The organism is Pseudomonas sp. PVC-5-1 (assembly GCF_057444345.1).
Genome location: NZ_CM172024.1, coordinates 4,730,098 through 4,743,573, shown reverse-complemented (window position 1 = coordinate 4,743,573; position 13,476 = coordinate 4,730,098). Strand labels below are relative to the sequence as shown.

14 protein-coding genes and 1 other RNA gene are annotated in these 13,476 nt (G+C 63.2%); 10 read left to right on the top strand and 5 right to left on the bottom strand.

All coding sequences use genetic code 11. The features are described 5' to 3' along the window. Positions 1-7 precede the first annotated feature (7 nt). Positions 8-439, top strand: a complete 432-nt coding sequence (locus tag AC2T3R_RS21690) for a ClpXP protease specificity-enhancing factor (RefSeq protein WP_410951843.1) — start codon at positions 8-10, stop codon at positions 437-439. 51 nt (positions 440-490) lie between these two features. Here the strand turns inward: AC2T3R_RS21690 and AC2T3R_RS21685 are convergent, their stop codons facing one another. The 5 genes from AC2T3R_RS21685 to AC2T3R_RS21665 form a co-directional block, all read right to left on the bottom strand. Further along, entirely contained in the window at positions 491-709 is a 219-nt protein-coding gene (locus AC2T3R_RS21685) for a YgdI/YgdR family lipoprotein (RefSeq protein WP_003260792.1), read from the bottom strand. Between the two features lie 164 nt (positions 710-873). Then, on the bottom strand, positions 874-1,452 hold the full coding sequence (locus AC2T3R_RS21680; protein ID WP_023662826.1) for a BON domain-containing protein: 579 nt from the start codon (positions 1,450-1,452) through the stop codon (positions 874-876). Next, positions 1,449-2,042, bottom strand: a complete 594-nt coding sequence (locus AC2T3R_RS21675) for a phosphoheptose isomerase (RefSeq protein ID WP_012274070.1) — start codon at positions 2,040-2,042, stop codon at positions 1,449-1,451. The genes AC2T3R_RS21680 and AC2T3R_RS21675 overlap by 4 nt, the downstream gene beginning before the upstream one ends. A gap of 86 nt (positions 2,043-2,128) precedes the next feature. Beyond that, the gene (locus AC2T3R_RS21670; RefSeq protein WP_410951842.1) at positions 2,129-2,500 is read right to left on the bottom strand and encodes a YraN family protein; all 372 of its coding nucleotides are present in this window, start codon (positions 2,498-2,500) and stop codon (positions 2,129-2,131) included. After that, entirely contained in the window at positions 2,500-4,317 is a 1,818-nt protein-coding gene (locus AC2T3R_RS21665) for a penicillin-binding protein activator (RefSeq protein ID WP_410951841.1), read from the bottom strand. The genes AC2T3R_RS21670 and AC2T3R_RS21665 overlap by 1 nt, the downstream gene beginning before the upstream one ends. A gap of 186 nt (positions 4,318-4,503) precedes the next feature. On the opposite strand from AC2T3R_RS21665, the gene rsmI reads away from it, so the two are divergent. The 9 genes from rsmI (at position 4,504) to mraY (ending at position 13,475) form a co-directional block, all read left to right on the top strand. After that, positions 4,504-5,379 (top strand): 16S rRNA (cytidine(1402)-2'-O)-methyltransferase, encoded by an 876-nt coding sequence (rsmI, locus tag AC2T3R_RS21660; RefSeq protein WP_024087707.1) that lies wholly within the window; start codon positions 4,504-4,506, stop codon positions 5,377-5,379. Between the two features lie 67 nt (positions 5,380-5,446). Then, positions 5,447-5,806, top strand: an RNA gene (gene rnpB, locus AC2T3R_RS21655) — RNase P RNA component class A. A gap of 308 nt (positions 5,807-6,114) precedes the next feature. Continuing rightward, complete coding sequence (mraZ, locus tag AC2T3R_RS21650) at positions 6,115-6,570, top strand: division/cell wall cluster transcriptional repressor MraZ (RefSeq protein ID WP_004575120.1); 456 nt, start codon at positions 6,115-6,117, stop codon at positions 6,568-6,570. Further along, positions 6,567-7,514, top strand: coding sequence for a 16S rRNA (cytosine(1402)-N(4))-methyltransferase RsmH (gene rsmH / locus AC2T3R_RS21645; RefSeq protein ID WP_013974118.1), 948 nt, complete (start codon positions 6,567-6,569; stop codon positions 7,512-7,514). Before mraZ ends, rsmH begins: the two co-directional genes overlap by 4 nt. Further along, entirely contained in the window at positions 7,511-7,804 is a 294-nt protein-coding gene (ftsL, locus tag AC2T3R_RS21640) for a cell division protein FtsL (protein ID WP_346642470.1), read from the top strand. Before rsmH ends, ftsL begins: the two co-directional genes overlap by 4 nt. Further along, positions 7,804-9,546, top strand: a complete 1,743-nt coding sequence (locus AC2T3R_RS21635) for a peptidoglycan D,D-transpeptidase FtsI family protein (protein ID WP_322491628.1) — start codon at positions 7,804-7,806, stop codon at positions 9,544-9,546. The genes ftsL and AC2T3R_RS21635 overlap by 1 nt, the downstream gene beginning before the upstream one ends. After that, positions 9,543-11,033 (top strand): UDP-N-acetylmuramoyl-L-alanyl-D-glutamate--2,6-diaminopimelate ligase, encoded by a 1,491-nt coding sequence (locus AC2T3R_RS21630; protein WP_410951840.1) that lies wholly within the window; start codon positions 9,543-9,545, stop codon positions 11,031-11,033. The genes AC2T3R_RS21635 and AC2T3R_RS21630 overlap by 4 nt, the downstream gene beginning before the upstream one ends. After that, positions 11,026-12,393 (top strand): UDP-N-acetylmuramoyl-tripeptide--D-alanyl-D-alanine ligase, encoded by a 1,368-nt coding sequence (locus tag AC2T3R_RS21625; protein WP_410951839.1) that lies wholly within the window; start codon positions 11,026-11,028, stop codon positions 12,391-12,393. The genes AC2T3R_RS21630 and AC2T3R_RS21625 overlap by 8 nt, the downstream gene beginning before the upstream one ends. Next, a complete protein-coding gene (mraY, locus tag AC2T3R_RS21620) occupies positions 12,393-13,475 on the top strand; it encodes a phospho-N-acetylmuramoyl-pentapeptide-transferase (protein WP_023661969.1) in 1,083 nt (360 codons plus the stop codon). The genes AC2T3R_RS21625 and mraY overlap by 1 nt, the downstream gene beginning before the upstream one ends. The last annotated feature ends 1 nt before the right edge of the window (position 13,476 follow it).

Genomic DNA, 13,476 nt, shown 5'->3' with positions numbered 1-13,476 from the left:
GCCGTTGATGAACTCCAGTCGCCCCTATCTGGTTCGAGCACTGTACGAGTGGATCGTCGACAACGATTGCACGCCCCATATGCTGGTCAATGCCGAATTCCCGAAGGTCCAGGTGCCGGACGGTTTCGCCAGTGATGGCCAGATCGTCTTGAACATCTCGCCAAGTGCCGTGCGCAGCCTGCACATGGACAACGACGCGGTCAGCTTCGAGGGCCGCTTCGGTGGTGTGGCTCACTCGCTGTACGTGCCGGTTGGCGCCATCCTGGGTATTTACGCCCGCGAGAATGGCCAGGGTATGGTCTTCGAGCTGGAGTCGTCCTCGATGGAGGACGATGAGCAGGAAGATGATGATGTGCAGCCCGATGACGATGGCCCGCCAGAGGGGGGTGGCCAGCCGCCACGCCCGACTGGTCGACCAAGTCTGAAAGTGGTCAAGTAATAAAAAAGGCGATCCAACCGGATCGCCTTTTTTTAATTACGCCAGCCCTGCTTACAGGTCGCTGATGGTACGTACCTGGTCCTTGTTGATGCGGGTACGCTTGCCGTCGAGTTGCTGGAACTCATAGAAGCCGGCGTCACGGTCGAACTTCGGTACGTCGACGGCCTGGATTTCACGGCCATCGTTGAGGGTGATCAGGCTTGGTGTAGAGCAGCCGGCCAGGGTGGCGAAAGTGCCGAACAGCAGGGCAGGCAGCAGAAGCTTTTTCATGCGGTGTTTCCTGGGTTTTCTGAAACGTGGGGCAGTGTTGTTGCTTGTGCTGGCCTTTTCGCGGGTAAACCCGCTCCCACAGGAATACAACAAGCCTCGAACGCTGTGAGATTCGTGTGGGAGCGGGTTTACCCGCGAAGAGGCCGGTGCAGGTAATCAGTGAATCAGTCGATGTACTCGAACAGCTTGACGATCTTCTGCACACCCGAAACGCCCTGTACCACGGCAGTGGCCGAGTTGGCCTCCTGTTGGGTCACCAGGCCAAGCAGGTAAACGATGCCGTTCTCGGTAATTACCTTGATGCGCGAGCTGGGCACGGCATTGTCGGTCAGCATCTGGGTCTTGATCTTGGTGGTCAGCCAGGCGTCGTTGTTGCGCGCCAGGATGGAGGAGGGCTGCATCACCTGCAGCTCGTTGTGCACTTTCTTGACGCGCTGTACCTGGCTGGCAGTCTGCTCGGCGAGGCTCTTGAGGTCGGCGCGCGGTGTCTGGCCGGCCAGCAGGACGATGCCGTTGTAGCTGCTGACAACGATGTGCGAACCTTTGTCCAGGTCAGGGCTGGCCTTGGCGATGTTGACCGAGGCCTTGGTTTCGATCAGCGAGTCGTCGATCTTGCTGCCGATGGTGCGCGTTCCGCGATCGTCCTCGATCGGCGAATTGCGGGTAGAGGTCAGCACCGAGCTGCAACCAGTGACGCTCAGGCATAGGGTCAGGGCCATAAGGCCGAGGCGCGTAGGGGTCATTCTTCACTCCCGAACAGTTGGCTGTCGATCAGATCACACAGGCAGTGGATCGCCAGCAGGTGGACTTCCTGGATACGCGCGGTAACCGTCGAAGGCACGCGGATTTCCACGTCTTCGGGCAGCAGCAGCGAAGCCATGCCGCCGCCATCGCGACCAGTCAATGCTACGACAATCATTTCGCGGTCATGTGCGGCCTGGATCGCCTGAATCACGTTGGCCGAATTGCCGCTGGTGGAGATCGCCAGCAGAACGTCACCGGGCTGGCCCAGCGCGCGGATCTGCTTGGAAAAGACTTCGTTGTAGCTGTAGTCGTTGGCGATCGAGGTCAGGGTCGAGCTGTCGGTGGTCAGCGCGATGGCCGGCAGGCTCGGGCGTTCGCGCTCGAAGCGATTGAGCAGCTCGGAGGAAAAGTGCTGGGCATCGCCGGCCGAGCCGCCGTTGCCACAGGCGAGCATCTTGCCCTCGTTGAGCAGCGCGTTGACCATGACCAGGCTGGCCTGCTCGATGTGCGGTGCCAGGATGTCCATTGCCTGTTGCTTGGTATCGATGCTGGCCTGGAATAGCCGGCGAATTCGGGATTGCATGTCCATCTGGTGACCTTAAATGGGGCGGTGGCCTTTGCTACGCGCAACAACGACCAGCCCGCGAAACATAGAGCAAAAAAATCGGAATGGGTTCAGCATTCGAAGGCGTTTTTCAGCCATTGAAGCGGTCTGCCTGCATGGTGGCTGCCCTGCAGGGCGACTACGTCGAAGCGGCAGGGGTGGTTGCCCCAGTGGGGCTCCTTCTGCAGGAACAGGCTGGCGGCGAGCACCAACCGTTTCTGCTTGCGCCCGTCGATACTGCCGAGGGCGCCACCGAAGCCCGCGTGCAACCGGTAGCGGACTTCGACGAATACTACTGTATCGGCGTCGAGCATGACCAGATCAAGCTCACCGCCTTTGCATCGCCAGTTGCGCGCCAGCAGTTGCAGGCCTTGCCCTTGAAGGTACTCAAGGGCCTGGGCTTCCGCTGCCTGCCCGGCGCTGGTGGGCGACGCTGCTGCCATCAGCGGGCGGTGTCAGGCAGGCGCTGGACCTGGCCGCGGACGAACTCGGCCCAAGGCAGCTGGCGCTCGACACGCTGGTTGGCGTTCATGCTCAGGCTGCCTGAAAGGCCCAGTACGCGGTTGTCCGGCAGTGCTTTCAGCTGGTCCAGGCGCGGCGCCAGGCTGTAGGCGTCGACGCCCATGGCATACAGGCGGCCCAGGCTGCCGGCCGCTTGCGGCCACTGCTGCACGACCTGCTGGCGCAGGCTGTTGCTGGTGTCCAGCAGCCACGGGGTTTCGCAGAAGCGGATACCGTTCATGTCGTTGTACTGGTTGACGTCACCACTGGCGCTGTACAGGTTCGAGGTGGCGTAGACCGGTACGTCACCGGCGTACTGGAAGTTCAGGGTCGGCTTGATCTGCTGGGCCTGTTGCGGGGTCGAGGCGAGGAAGATGAAGTCGATGTCCTGGCGGCGCGACGGCTGCGCGGCGATGCTGCCACCTACCGTGCTCTGCAGGCTCTTGGCGCGGCCTTCGCTCTGGCGCAGCTGGAACAGGTCGGCAATCTGCTGGGCCAGTGCGACCGGCTGGGCAATGCGTTCGGCGGCGAGCAGAGTGCCACCGTTGCCTTCCCAGTCCTGGCGGAAGGCGGCAAGCACGCGATCGCCCCATTCGCCGCTCGGTACCAGGGCAACTGCGCGGACCATGCCATCGGCGCGGGCGCGGCGGGCTACTTCACGGGCTTCGTCTTCGGCAGCCAGGCCGAACTGGAACAGCTGCGGTGGAGCCTTCTGGCCGGCGTCGGCGTAGTTCAGGGCCAGGGTGGTGATCGGCAGTTGTGGCTTGGCAGCCAGTTGCTTGACCAGCGGTTTTTCCAGCGGGCCGATGACCAGCTGTACGCCTGCGGCCTGGGCCTGGCGATAGAAGTCGTCGAGCGAGCCGATGCGCGAGCTGTCGAATACCTGCACGGCTGGCGCCTGCTGGCCGGCTTGTTGGGCCTGGAAGTGTGCAGCCATGAAACCGTCACGCAGGGCGCGGGCAACACCAGCAAGCGGGCCTTCCTGAGGCAGCAGCAGTGCAATCTTGGTCAGCGGTTGGCTGGCCAGCTCCTTGAGCTTGGTCAGAGCCTGCGGCAGTTGCTGGGCGGCCGGGTGGTCCGGGTGCTGCTTGACCCAGGCGTCGATCGCCGCTTGCTGCTGCTCCAGGGTGCCGGCGCTTTTTACCGCGAAGGCCAAGCTGGTCCAGCCGGCAAGGGTCTGGTCGTTGCCAGGCTGCTGCAGTTGCTCTGCCGGCAGCGCGGCGACCAGTGCCCAGATGGCGTCATTGTTGGCGCTGGCGGCCTGGCCGCTGAGCAGCGGGGCCAGCAGCACGCGCTGTTGCGCGGCGGCGAGAGCCTGGCCATCGGCTTCGAGGGCAGCCGCGTGCACGCTGTAGGTGCGCGCTTGCTGTTCTTCCGGCAGTTCGGCGACGCGCTGCAGGCTGGGGTGGGCCAGGGCGGCCAGGGCAGCCTTGGGCTGGTTGCGGCTCATGGCCAGCTCGGCACCGAGGGTGCTGGCGAACACTTGCTGGGCCGGCTTGAGCGTGTCCAGCGGCACCTGCTCGAGGATGCGTGCGGCGCGTGGGAAGTCCTTCTGCCTGTAGGCCAGGTCGGCTGCGCTCAGGCGCAGCAGGGCGGCGTCTTCCGCGGACTTGCTGGAAGCAGCCTTTTCGAGCAGTTGCTCGATGCTGGCGTCCGGGGTGCGTGGCAGTTCGCCCAGGCTGGATGAGGGCGAGCTGGCGCAGGCTGCCAGCAAGGCAGCAAGGCAGAGGGCTGTGAACAGCCGCAGGCAAGCGATCATGTAAAGGTCCTGTTACTCGATCAAGGTGGCCGGCAATTGTACCCAAGCGATGGCCGGGGCGCGATGTTGCCGTGTCGATCCTTCACTATAGGAGGCCTGCCATCGGTCGCCGGCGAAGTTCTTTGCGCCCTGTTGCAGGCGCTCGGGCTACAATGGCGCCTTTGATCCGAACGACAGGTGTGCGCAGTGACTGATGTGGCAGGGGCTTCGAAATCCACGGTGGGGACGCTGTATGTGGTCGCAACCCCTATCGGCAACCTCGACGACATGAGTGCCCGGGCGCTGAAGGTGCTGGCGGACGTGGCCCTGATCGCGGCGGAAGATACCCGTCATTCGATCCGTCTGCTGCAGCACTTCGGCATCGACACGCCGCTGGCGGCATGCCATGAGCACAACGAGCGTGACGAGGGCGGGCGTTTTCTCACCAAGCTGCTGGCGGGCGAGAACGTGGCGTTGGTTTCCGATGCCGGCACGCCGCTGATTTCCGATCCGGGGTACCACCTGGTGCGCCAGGCGCGTGCTGCGGGGGTAAATGTGGTGCCGGTGCCGGGCGCCTGCGCTCTGATCGCCGCGCTGTCGGCAGCCGGCCTGCCGTCGGACCGCTTCATCTTCGAAGGCTTCCTGCCGGCCAAGGCGGCGGGACGGCGGGCGCGCCTGGAGCAGGTAAAGGAAGAACCGCGCACGCTGATCTTCTACGAGGCCCCGCACCGTATCCTGGAATGCCTTGAAGACATGGAGGCGGTATTCGGTGGCGAGCGCCCGGCGCTGTTGGCGCGTGAACTGACCAAGACCTTCGAGACCCTCAAGGGCCTGCCCCTGGCCGAGCTTCGCGCGTTCGTTGCTGGTGACAGCAACCAGCAGCGCGGTGAGTGCGTGGTACTGGTTGGTGGCTGGAGTGCGCCGGAGGGCGAACAGGCGGTCAGTGCCGAGGCGCAACGGGTGCTCGACCTGCTGCTGGCCGAGCTGCCACTCAAGCGGGCGGCGGCGCTGGCTGCGGAAATTACCGGGGTGCGCAAGAACCTGCTGTATCAACTTGCACTGGAAAAGCAGAAAGCCGAATAGTGGCATATTGATATAAATGCCGGTATTGCTTGTTCTTGGGCGCGCGTGCCGTTAATCTTGGCGGCGGAGAGTCGATCGGACAGTCGCTGCCTGCTTTTGTTCCGCAATAGCAGGGGGAGGAAAGTCCGGGCTCCATAGGGCAGAGTGCCAGGTAACGCCTGGGAGGCGCGAGCCTACGGAAAGTGCCACAGAAAATAACCGCCTAAGCACTTCGGTGCCGGTAAGGGTGAAAAGGTGCGGTAAGAGCGCACCGCACGGCTGGCAACAGTTCGTGGCTAGGTAAACCCCACTCGGAGCAAGACCAAATAGGGTTCCATCAGGCGTGGCCCGCGTCGGAACCGGGTAGGTTGCTAGAGGCGTCCAGTGATGGCCGTCGTAGAGGAATGACTGTCCTCGACAAAACCCGGCTTACAGATCGACTCTCCACCTTTCCCTCCCTGCTTTATTCGATAGCAGATGCCCTCTGGTAATACCGAAAAAATCTTACTCTTAATAAATCACTTTAACTTCGAACTCCATTCGCCTGCGTGGGTTTGATTTTTCTCGTATTTTTTTCTGCTCGGTAGTCCTTCCGCATTCCTTTATTGCGCTAAATCTCGGTCCTGTAAGGCTTTTCCTTCCGAACGTGCCTTGACGGTGCTGCGGGCGGATTCCTATAGTGTGCGCAAGTGGCAGAAAGTGGGATGAAGTGGGTTTTCTGACACAAAAAAGCTAACATTGTGGGGAATCGCAGCCGTGTTCCGCGGAGCCAACGCCGTCAGCCTCGATGCCAAGGGCCGTCTCGCCATGCCGAGCCGGTACCGTGACGAGCTCGATTCGCGTTGCAATGGTCAGCTGATCGTGACCATCGACGCCGTTGACCCCTGCTTGTGTGTTTATCCCCTCGATGAGTGGGAACAGATAGAAGCCAAGTTGCGTGCCTTGCCATCGTTGCGTGAGGAAAACCGCCGCCTTCAGCGTTTGCTGATCGGTAACGCGGTTGACCTGGAGCTCGATGGCAGTGGGCGTTTCCTGGTGCCGCCCCGTCTGCGTGAGTACGCCAAGCTCGACAAGAAGGCGATGCTGGTGGGGCAACTGAACAAATTCCAGCTGTGGGATGAAGATGCCTGGAACGCGGTTTCGGCAGCCGACCTTGCAGCTATTCAACAACCGGGCGCCATGCCCGACGAATTGCGTGATCTGATCCTGTGACCATAGATAGCGGCTTCAACCACATTACCGTCCTGCTCGACGAAGCTGTCGAGGCATTGGCCCTGCGCGCCGACGGTTGCTATCTGGACGGCACTTTCGGCCGTGGCGGGCACAGCCGGCTGATTCTCAGCAAGCTCGGGCCGCAAGGGCGGCTGCTGGGTTTCGACAAAGATCCACAGGCGATTGCCACGGGGCAAGCGCTGGCGGCCGAAGACGGCCGCTTTGTCATTGTGCAGCGCAGCTTTGCCGAGCTGGGCGCGGAAGTGGCAGAGCGTGGCCTGGATGGCAAGGTCAGCGGCGTATTGCTGGACCTGGGCGTTTCCTCGCCGCAGCTGGATGACCCCGAGCGGGGCTTCAGCTTCCTCAATGATGGCCCGCTGGACATGCGCATGAACCCGGACCAGGGCATCAGCGCCGCCGAGTTCATCGCCACTGCACCTGAAGAAGAAATAGCCCGTGTGTTCAAGGAGTACGGCGAAGAGCGTTTCGCCAAGCGCATGGCTCGTGCCGTGGTGCAGCGCCGCGAACAGCAACCGTTCACGCGCACCGGCGACCTCGCCGAGGTGCTGAAGGTGGCCAACCCGGCCTGGGAGAAGGGCAAGAACCCGGCGACCCGCGCCTTCCAGGGTCTGCGCATTCACGTCAACAACGAACTGGGTGATCTCGAGGCAGGCCTGGAGGCCGCGATCGATGCGCTGGAAGTGGGCGGCCGCCTGGCAGTGATCAGCTTCCATTCGCTGGAAGATCGCATCGTCAAGCTGTTCATGCGCAAGCTGGCCAAGGGCGAGGCTGACAACCTGCCGCGCAACCTGCCAGTACAGCACAAGGTCTTCGAGCCGAAAATCAAGCTCATCGGCAAGGCTCAGTTCGCTTCCGACGCCGAGCTCAAGGCCAACCCGCGGGCGCGCAGCGCCGTGATGCGGGTGGCGGAGAAACTGCGGTGAGCAGGCTGTTTGCCAAACCTTTGCCAGGCGGAAGCTTCCTGATGCTTCTGCTGTTCGTTGCTGTGCTGGTTTCGGCCATCGCCGTGTCCTACAGCGCGCACTGGAACCGTCAGTTGCTCAACACGCTGTACGGCGAATTGAGCGAACGTGACAAGGCCCAGGCCGAATGGGGCCGGCTGATCCTCGAACAAAGCACCTGGACCGCCGCCAGTCGCATCGAGAACCTGGCTTCCGAGCAACTGAAGATGCGCGTACCTTCGGCTGACGAAGTGCGGATGGTGGCGCCATGATGAAGCTCGAAGGCGCACTCTACCCCTGGCGCTTCCGCGTGGTGATCGGCTTGCTGGCGCTGATGGTCGGTGCCATCTGCTGGCGCATCATCGACCTGCAGGTAGTCGACCGTGACTTCCTCAAGGGGCAGGGCGATGCGCGCAGCCTGCGTCACATCCCTATCCCGGCTCACCGCGGCCTGATCACCGACCGTAACGGTGAACCGTTGGCGGTCAGTACCCCGGTCACCACCCTGTGGGCCAACCCCAAGGAAATGCAGGCCTCCAAGGACCGCTGGCCGCAGCTGGCAGCAGCACTGGGGCAGAACCCGCAGCAGCTGACCGAGCGCCTGACCCAGCAGGCCAGCAAAGAGTTCATCTACCTGGTCCGCGGCCTGACCCCGGAGCAGGGCCAGCATGTGCTCGACCTGAAAGTGCCGGGCGTGTATGGCCTGGAAGAATTCCGCCGCTTCTACCCGGCCGGTGATGTCACCGCGCACATGGTCGGCTTCACCGACCTCGACGACCACGGTCGCGAAGGGGTGGAGCTGGCCTATGACGAATGGCTGGCTGGCGTACCCGGCAAGCGGCAGGTGATCAAGGACCGGCGCGGCCGGCTGATCAAGGACATCCAGGTAACCAAGAACGCCAAGGCCGGGAAGACCTTGGCGTTGTCGATAGACCTGCGCCTGCAGTACCTGGCCACCCGCGAGCTGCGCAACGCCATTGCCGAACAGGACGCCAAGGCCGGCAGCCTGGTGATCATGGACGTCAAGACCGGTGAGGTCCTGGCCATGGTCAACCAGCCGACCTACAACCCCAACAACCGCCGCAGCATGTTCCCGGCCGCCATGCGTAACCGCGCGATCATCGACGTGTTCGAGCCGGGCTCCACGGTCAAGCCGATCTCCATGAGCGCGGCTCTGGAAAGTGGTCGCTGGAAGCCGACCGACAAGGTCGAGGTGTACCCGGGCAGCCTGCAAATTGGTCGCTACACCATCAAGGACGTGTCCAAGAGCGAAGGCCCGATCCTCGACCTGACCGGTATCCTGATCAACTCCAGTAACGTCGGTATGAGCAAGATCGCCTTCGACATCGGCGGCGAGGCCATCTACCGGGTCATGTCCCAGGTCGGCCTGGGCCAGTACACCGGCCTTGGCTTCCCCGGCGAGCGCGTCGGCAACCTGCCCAACCATCGCGAGTGGCGCAAGGCCGAGACTGCGACCCTGTCCTATGGCTATGGCGTGTCGGTGACCGCTCTGCAGCTGGTGCATGCATACGCGGCGCTGGCCAACGACGGCAAGATGGTGCCGCTGTCGATCCTCAAGGTCGACAAGGCCCCGGAAGCGGTGCAGGCCATTCCGAAGGAAACCGCCGAAACCATTCAGGGCATGCTGCAACAGGTGATCGAAGCACCGCGCGGCGTGTTCCGCGCCCAGGTGCCGTTCTACCACGTGGCCGGCAAGTCCGGTACCGCGCGTAAAGCCACCGTGGGCTCCAAGGGCTACACCGAAAACGCCTACCGCTCGCTGTTCGCCGGCTTCGGGCCGATGAGCGACCCGCGCTACGCCATCGTCGTGGTGATCGATGAGCCTGGCAAGGGCGGTTACTTCGGTGGCTTGGTTTCGGCACCGGTATTCAGCAAGGTCATGTCCGGCACCCTGCGCCTGATGAACGTTCCGCCAGACAACCTGCCGCCACCGGCACCCGTCGAACAATCGCAAGTCAATGCAGCTGCAACCGCCAAGGGAGGGCGTGGATGATGACAATGCCATTGAGCAAGCTTTTCGCTCACGCCAGCCGTGACCCGTTGATCCGTGAGCTGACGCTGGACAGCCGCAATGTGCGCCCGGGTGATCTGTTCCTGGCTGTTCCGGGTGCCAAGGTCGATGGCCGCGAGCATATCGCCGATGCCCTGGCGCGTGGCGCTGCCGCCGTAGCCTATGAAGAGCAGGGCGCGAGCGTCCTGCCAATCACCGATGTGCCGCTCATCCCGGTCAAGGGCCTGATCGCCCAGCTTTCGGATATCGCAGGTCGCTTCTATGGCGAACCAAGCCGCCAGCTGAACCTGGTGGGCGTTACCGGTACCAACGGCAAGACCAGCGTCACCCAGCTGGTGGCTCAGGCGCTGGATTTGCTTGGCCAGCGTTGTGGCCTGATCGGCACCTTGGGTACCGGCTTCTATGGTGAGCTGCAGAGTGGCCGCCTGACCACGCCCGACCCGATCGCCGTACAGTCGACCCTCAATGACCTCAAGAAAGGTGGCGCCAAAGCCGTGGCCATGGAGGTTTCCTCCCACGCACTGGAGCAGGGCCGGGTCGCCGCTCTGGAATTCGACATCGCGGTCATGACCAACCTGTCCCGCGACCACCTGGACTACCACGGCAGCATGGAGGCCTATGAGGCCGCCAAGGCCAAGCTGTTCGCCTGGCCGAGCCTGCGTTGCCAGGTGGTCAACCTGGATGACGATTTCGGCCGTCGCCTGGCCGCCGATTTTGCCCGCCGCCCGAGTGTCGACCATATCGAGACCCGGTTGCTCAGCTACAGCCTGGAGAACCCGGAGGCCTCGCTTTACTGCCGTGAAGCCTTGTTCAATGACGATGGCGTGCGCGCCACCCTGGTCACCGCCCAGGGCGAACGTACCCTGCGCAGCCAGTTGCTGGGCCGCTTCAACCTGAGCAACATGCTCGCCGCCGTGGCGACTCTGTTGGCGCTGGACTACGCGCTGGACGAAATCCTCAAGGTTACCCCGCAGCTGCAGGGGCCGATCGGCCGCATGCAGCGCCTGGGTGGGGGCGACAAGCCGTTGGTGGTGGTCGACTATGCGCACACCCCGGACGCCCTGGAGAAAGTGCTCGAAGCCCTGCGCCCGCATGCGCACGGCAAGCTGCTGTGCCTGTTCGGCTGCGGCGGCGACCGAGACCGCGGCAAGCGCCCGCTGATGGCTGAAGTGGCCGAGCGCCTGGCCGACCGCGTGCTGGTAACAGACGACAACCCGCGTACTGAAGACCCGCTGCGCATCTTTGACGACATCCGCCCGGGTTTCACCAAGCCTGTCGAAGTCGAGTTCGTTGCCGGTCGTGGCGAAGCCATCGCGCACCTGATCGCCACCGCCGCTGCCGACGATGTGATCGTGCTGGCCGGCAAGGGGCACGAGGATTACCAGGAGATCAATGGCGAGCGCCATGATTTCTCCGATTTGACCGAGGCCGAAAAGGCACTTGCAGCCTGGGAGGCTCCACATGCTTAAGCCGATGTCACTCAGCCAGCTGACCACAGCACTGAGTGGTCAACAAATCGGTGCTGACGCCACCTTCACCGGCGTCAGCATCGACAGCCGCAGTGTTGGCGCCGGGCAACTGTTCGTCGCCCTGGCCGGCCCGCGCTTCGATGGCCACGACTACCTGGCCGATGTGAAGGCCAAGGGCGCTGTCGCGGCCCTGGTCGAGCGTGAAGTAGCCGATGTCGACTTGCCGCAGCTGCTGGTCACCGATTGCCGCCTGGCCCTCGGCCAGCTTGGCGCGCTGAACCGTGCTGCCTTCGACAAGCCGGTGGTGGCCATCACCGGTTCCAGCGGCAAGACCACGGTCAAGGAGATGCTCGCCAGCATCCTGCGCACCCGTGGCCTGGTGCACGCCACCCGCGGCAACCTGAACAACGACCTCGGCGCGCCGCTGACCCTGCTGGAGATCGCTCCCGAGCACAGCGCCGCGGTGATCGAGCTAGGCGCCTCGCGCATTGGCGAGATCCGCTACACCGTCGGCCTGACCCGGCCCCAGGTGGTCATCATCAACAACGCCGGCACCGCCCACGTTGGCGAGTTCGGCGGCCCGGAAAAGATCGTCGAAGCCAAGGGCGAGATTCTCGAAGGCCTGGGCGAGGGGGGTATCGCCATCCTCAACCTGGACGACAAGGCCTTTGATATATGGAAGGCACGTGCCGGCGCGCACAAGGTCTTCAGCTTTGCCCGCAACAATCCAAAGGCCGATTTCCATGCCTCTGACATCGGCCGCGATGCCCGTGGTTGCCCTTCGTTCAAGCTGCATGGCGCTGGCGACACGGTAGACGTGCAACTCAATGTGCTCGGTGAGCACAACGTCAGCAATGCCCTGGCCGCCGCTGCCGCTGCCCATGCCGTTGGTCTGAGCCTGAGCGGCATCGCCGCAGGCCTGGCTGCCGTGCAACCGGTCAAGGGCCGTACCGTGGCGCAGATCGCGCCGAACGGCGTGCGGGTGATCGACGACAGTTACAACGCAAATCCCACCTCCATGTGCGCGGCCATTGATATACTCGCCGGCTTTTCCGGGCGCACCGTCTTGGTGCTTGGGGATATCGGCGAACTGGGGCAATGGGCGGAAGAAGGCCACCGTCAGGTGGGTGACTACGCGCGTGGCAAGGTCGACGCCCTGTACGCAGTGGGTTCCAACATGACACACGCGGTCAAGGCGTTCGGAGCCAATGGCCGCCATTTCGCTACTCAAGCTGAGCTGATCGACGCGGTTGGCGCCGAGAATGCCAGCGACACCACTATCTTGATCAAGGGCTCGCGCAGCGCTGCGATGGAAAACGTCGTGGCGGCATTGTGCGGTGCCAGCGGGGAGAAACATTAATGCTGCTGCTGTTGGCCGAGTATCTGCAACAGTTCCACAAAGGCTTCGCGGTCTTCCAGTACCTGTCCCTGCGCGGGATTCTGGGTGTGCTGACCGCGTTGTCCCTGGCGCTGTGGCTGGGGCCGTGGATGATCCGTACCCTGCAAATCCGCCAGATCGGCCAGGCCGTGCGTAACGACGGCCCGCAATCGCACTTGTCCAAGTCCGGCACCCCGACCATGGGTGGGGCGCTGATCCTGTCCGCCATCGCCGTCAGCACGCTGCTGTGGGCCGACCTGACCAACCGCTACGTGTGGGTGGTGCTGATCGTTACCCTGGCATTCGGTGCCATCGGCTGGGTCGACGACTACCGCAAGGTGATCGAAAAGAACTCGCGTGGCCTGCCAAGTCGCTGGAAGTACTTCTGGCAGTCGGTATTCGGCCTGGCTGCAGCCATCTTCCTGTACAAGACCGCGCCGACCAGCGTCGAAACCACGCTGATCCTGCCGTTCATCAAGGATGTCACCATTCCGCTGGGCATCGGCTTCGTCGTGCTGACCTACTTCGTCATTGTCGGTTCGAGCAACGCGGTCAACCTCACTGACGGCCTCGACGGCCTGGCGATCATGCCGACGGTGATGGTCGGCGGCGCTCTGGGCATCTTCTGCTACTTGTCGGGCAACGTTAAGTTCGCCGAATACCTGCTGATCCCCTATGTGCCGGGCTCGGGCGAGCTGATCGTGTTCTGCGGCGCGCTGATCGGTGCCGGCCTGGGCTTCCTGTGGTTCAACACTTACCCGGCGCAGGTATTCATGGGTGACGTCGGTGCGCTGGCGCTGGGCGCCGCGCTGGGCACCATCGCCGTGATCGTCCGCCAGGAAATCGTGCTGTTCATCATGGGCGGCGTGTTCGTCATGGAAACCCTGTCGGTGGTGATCCAGGTTGCCTCCTTCAAGCTGACCGGCAAGCGCGTGTTCCGCATGGCGCCGATCCACCACCACTTTGAACTCAAGGGCTGGCCAGAGCCACGGGTGATCGTCCGCTTCTGGATCATCACCGTGATCCTGGTGCTGATCGGCCTTGCAACCCTGAAACTGAGGTAGA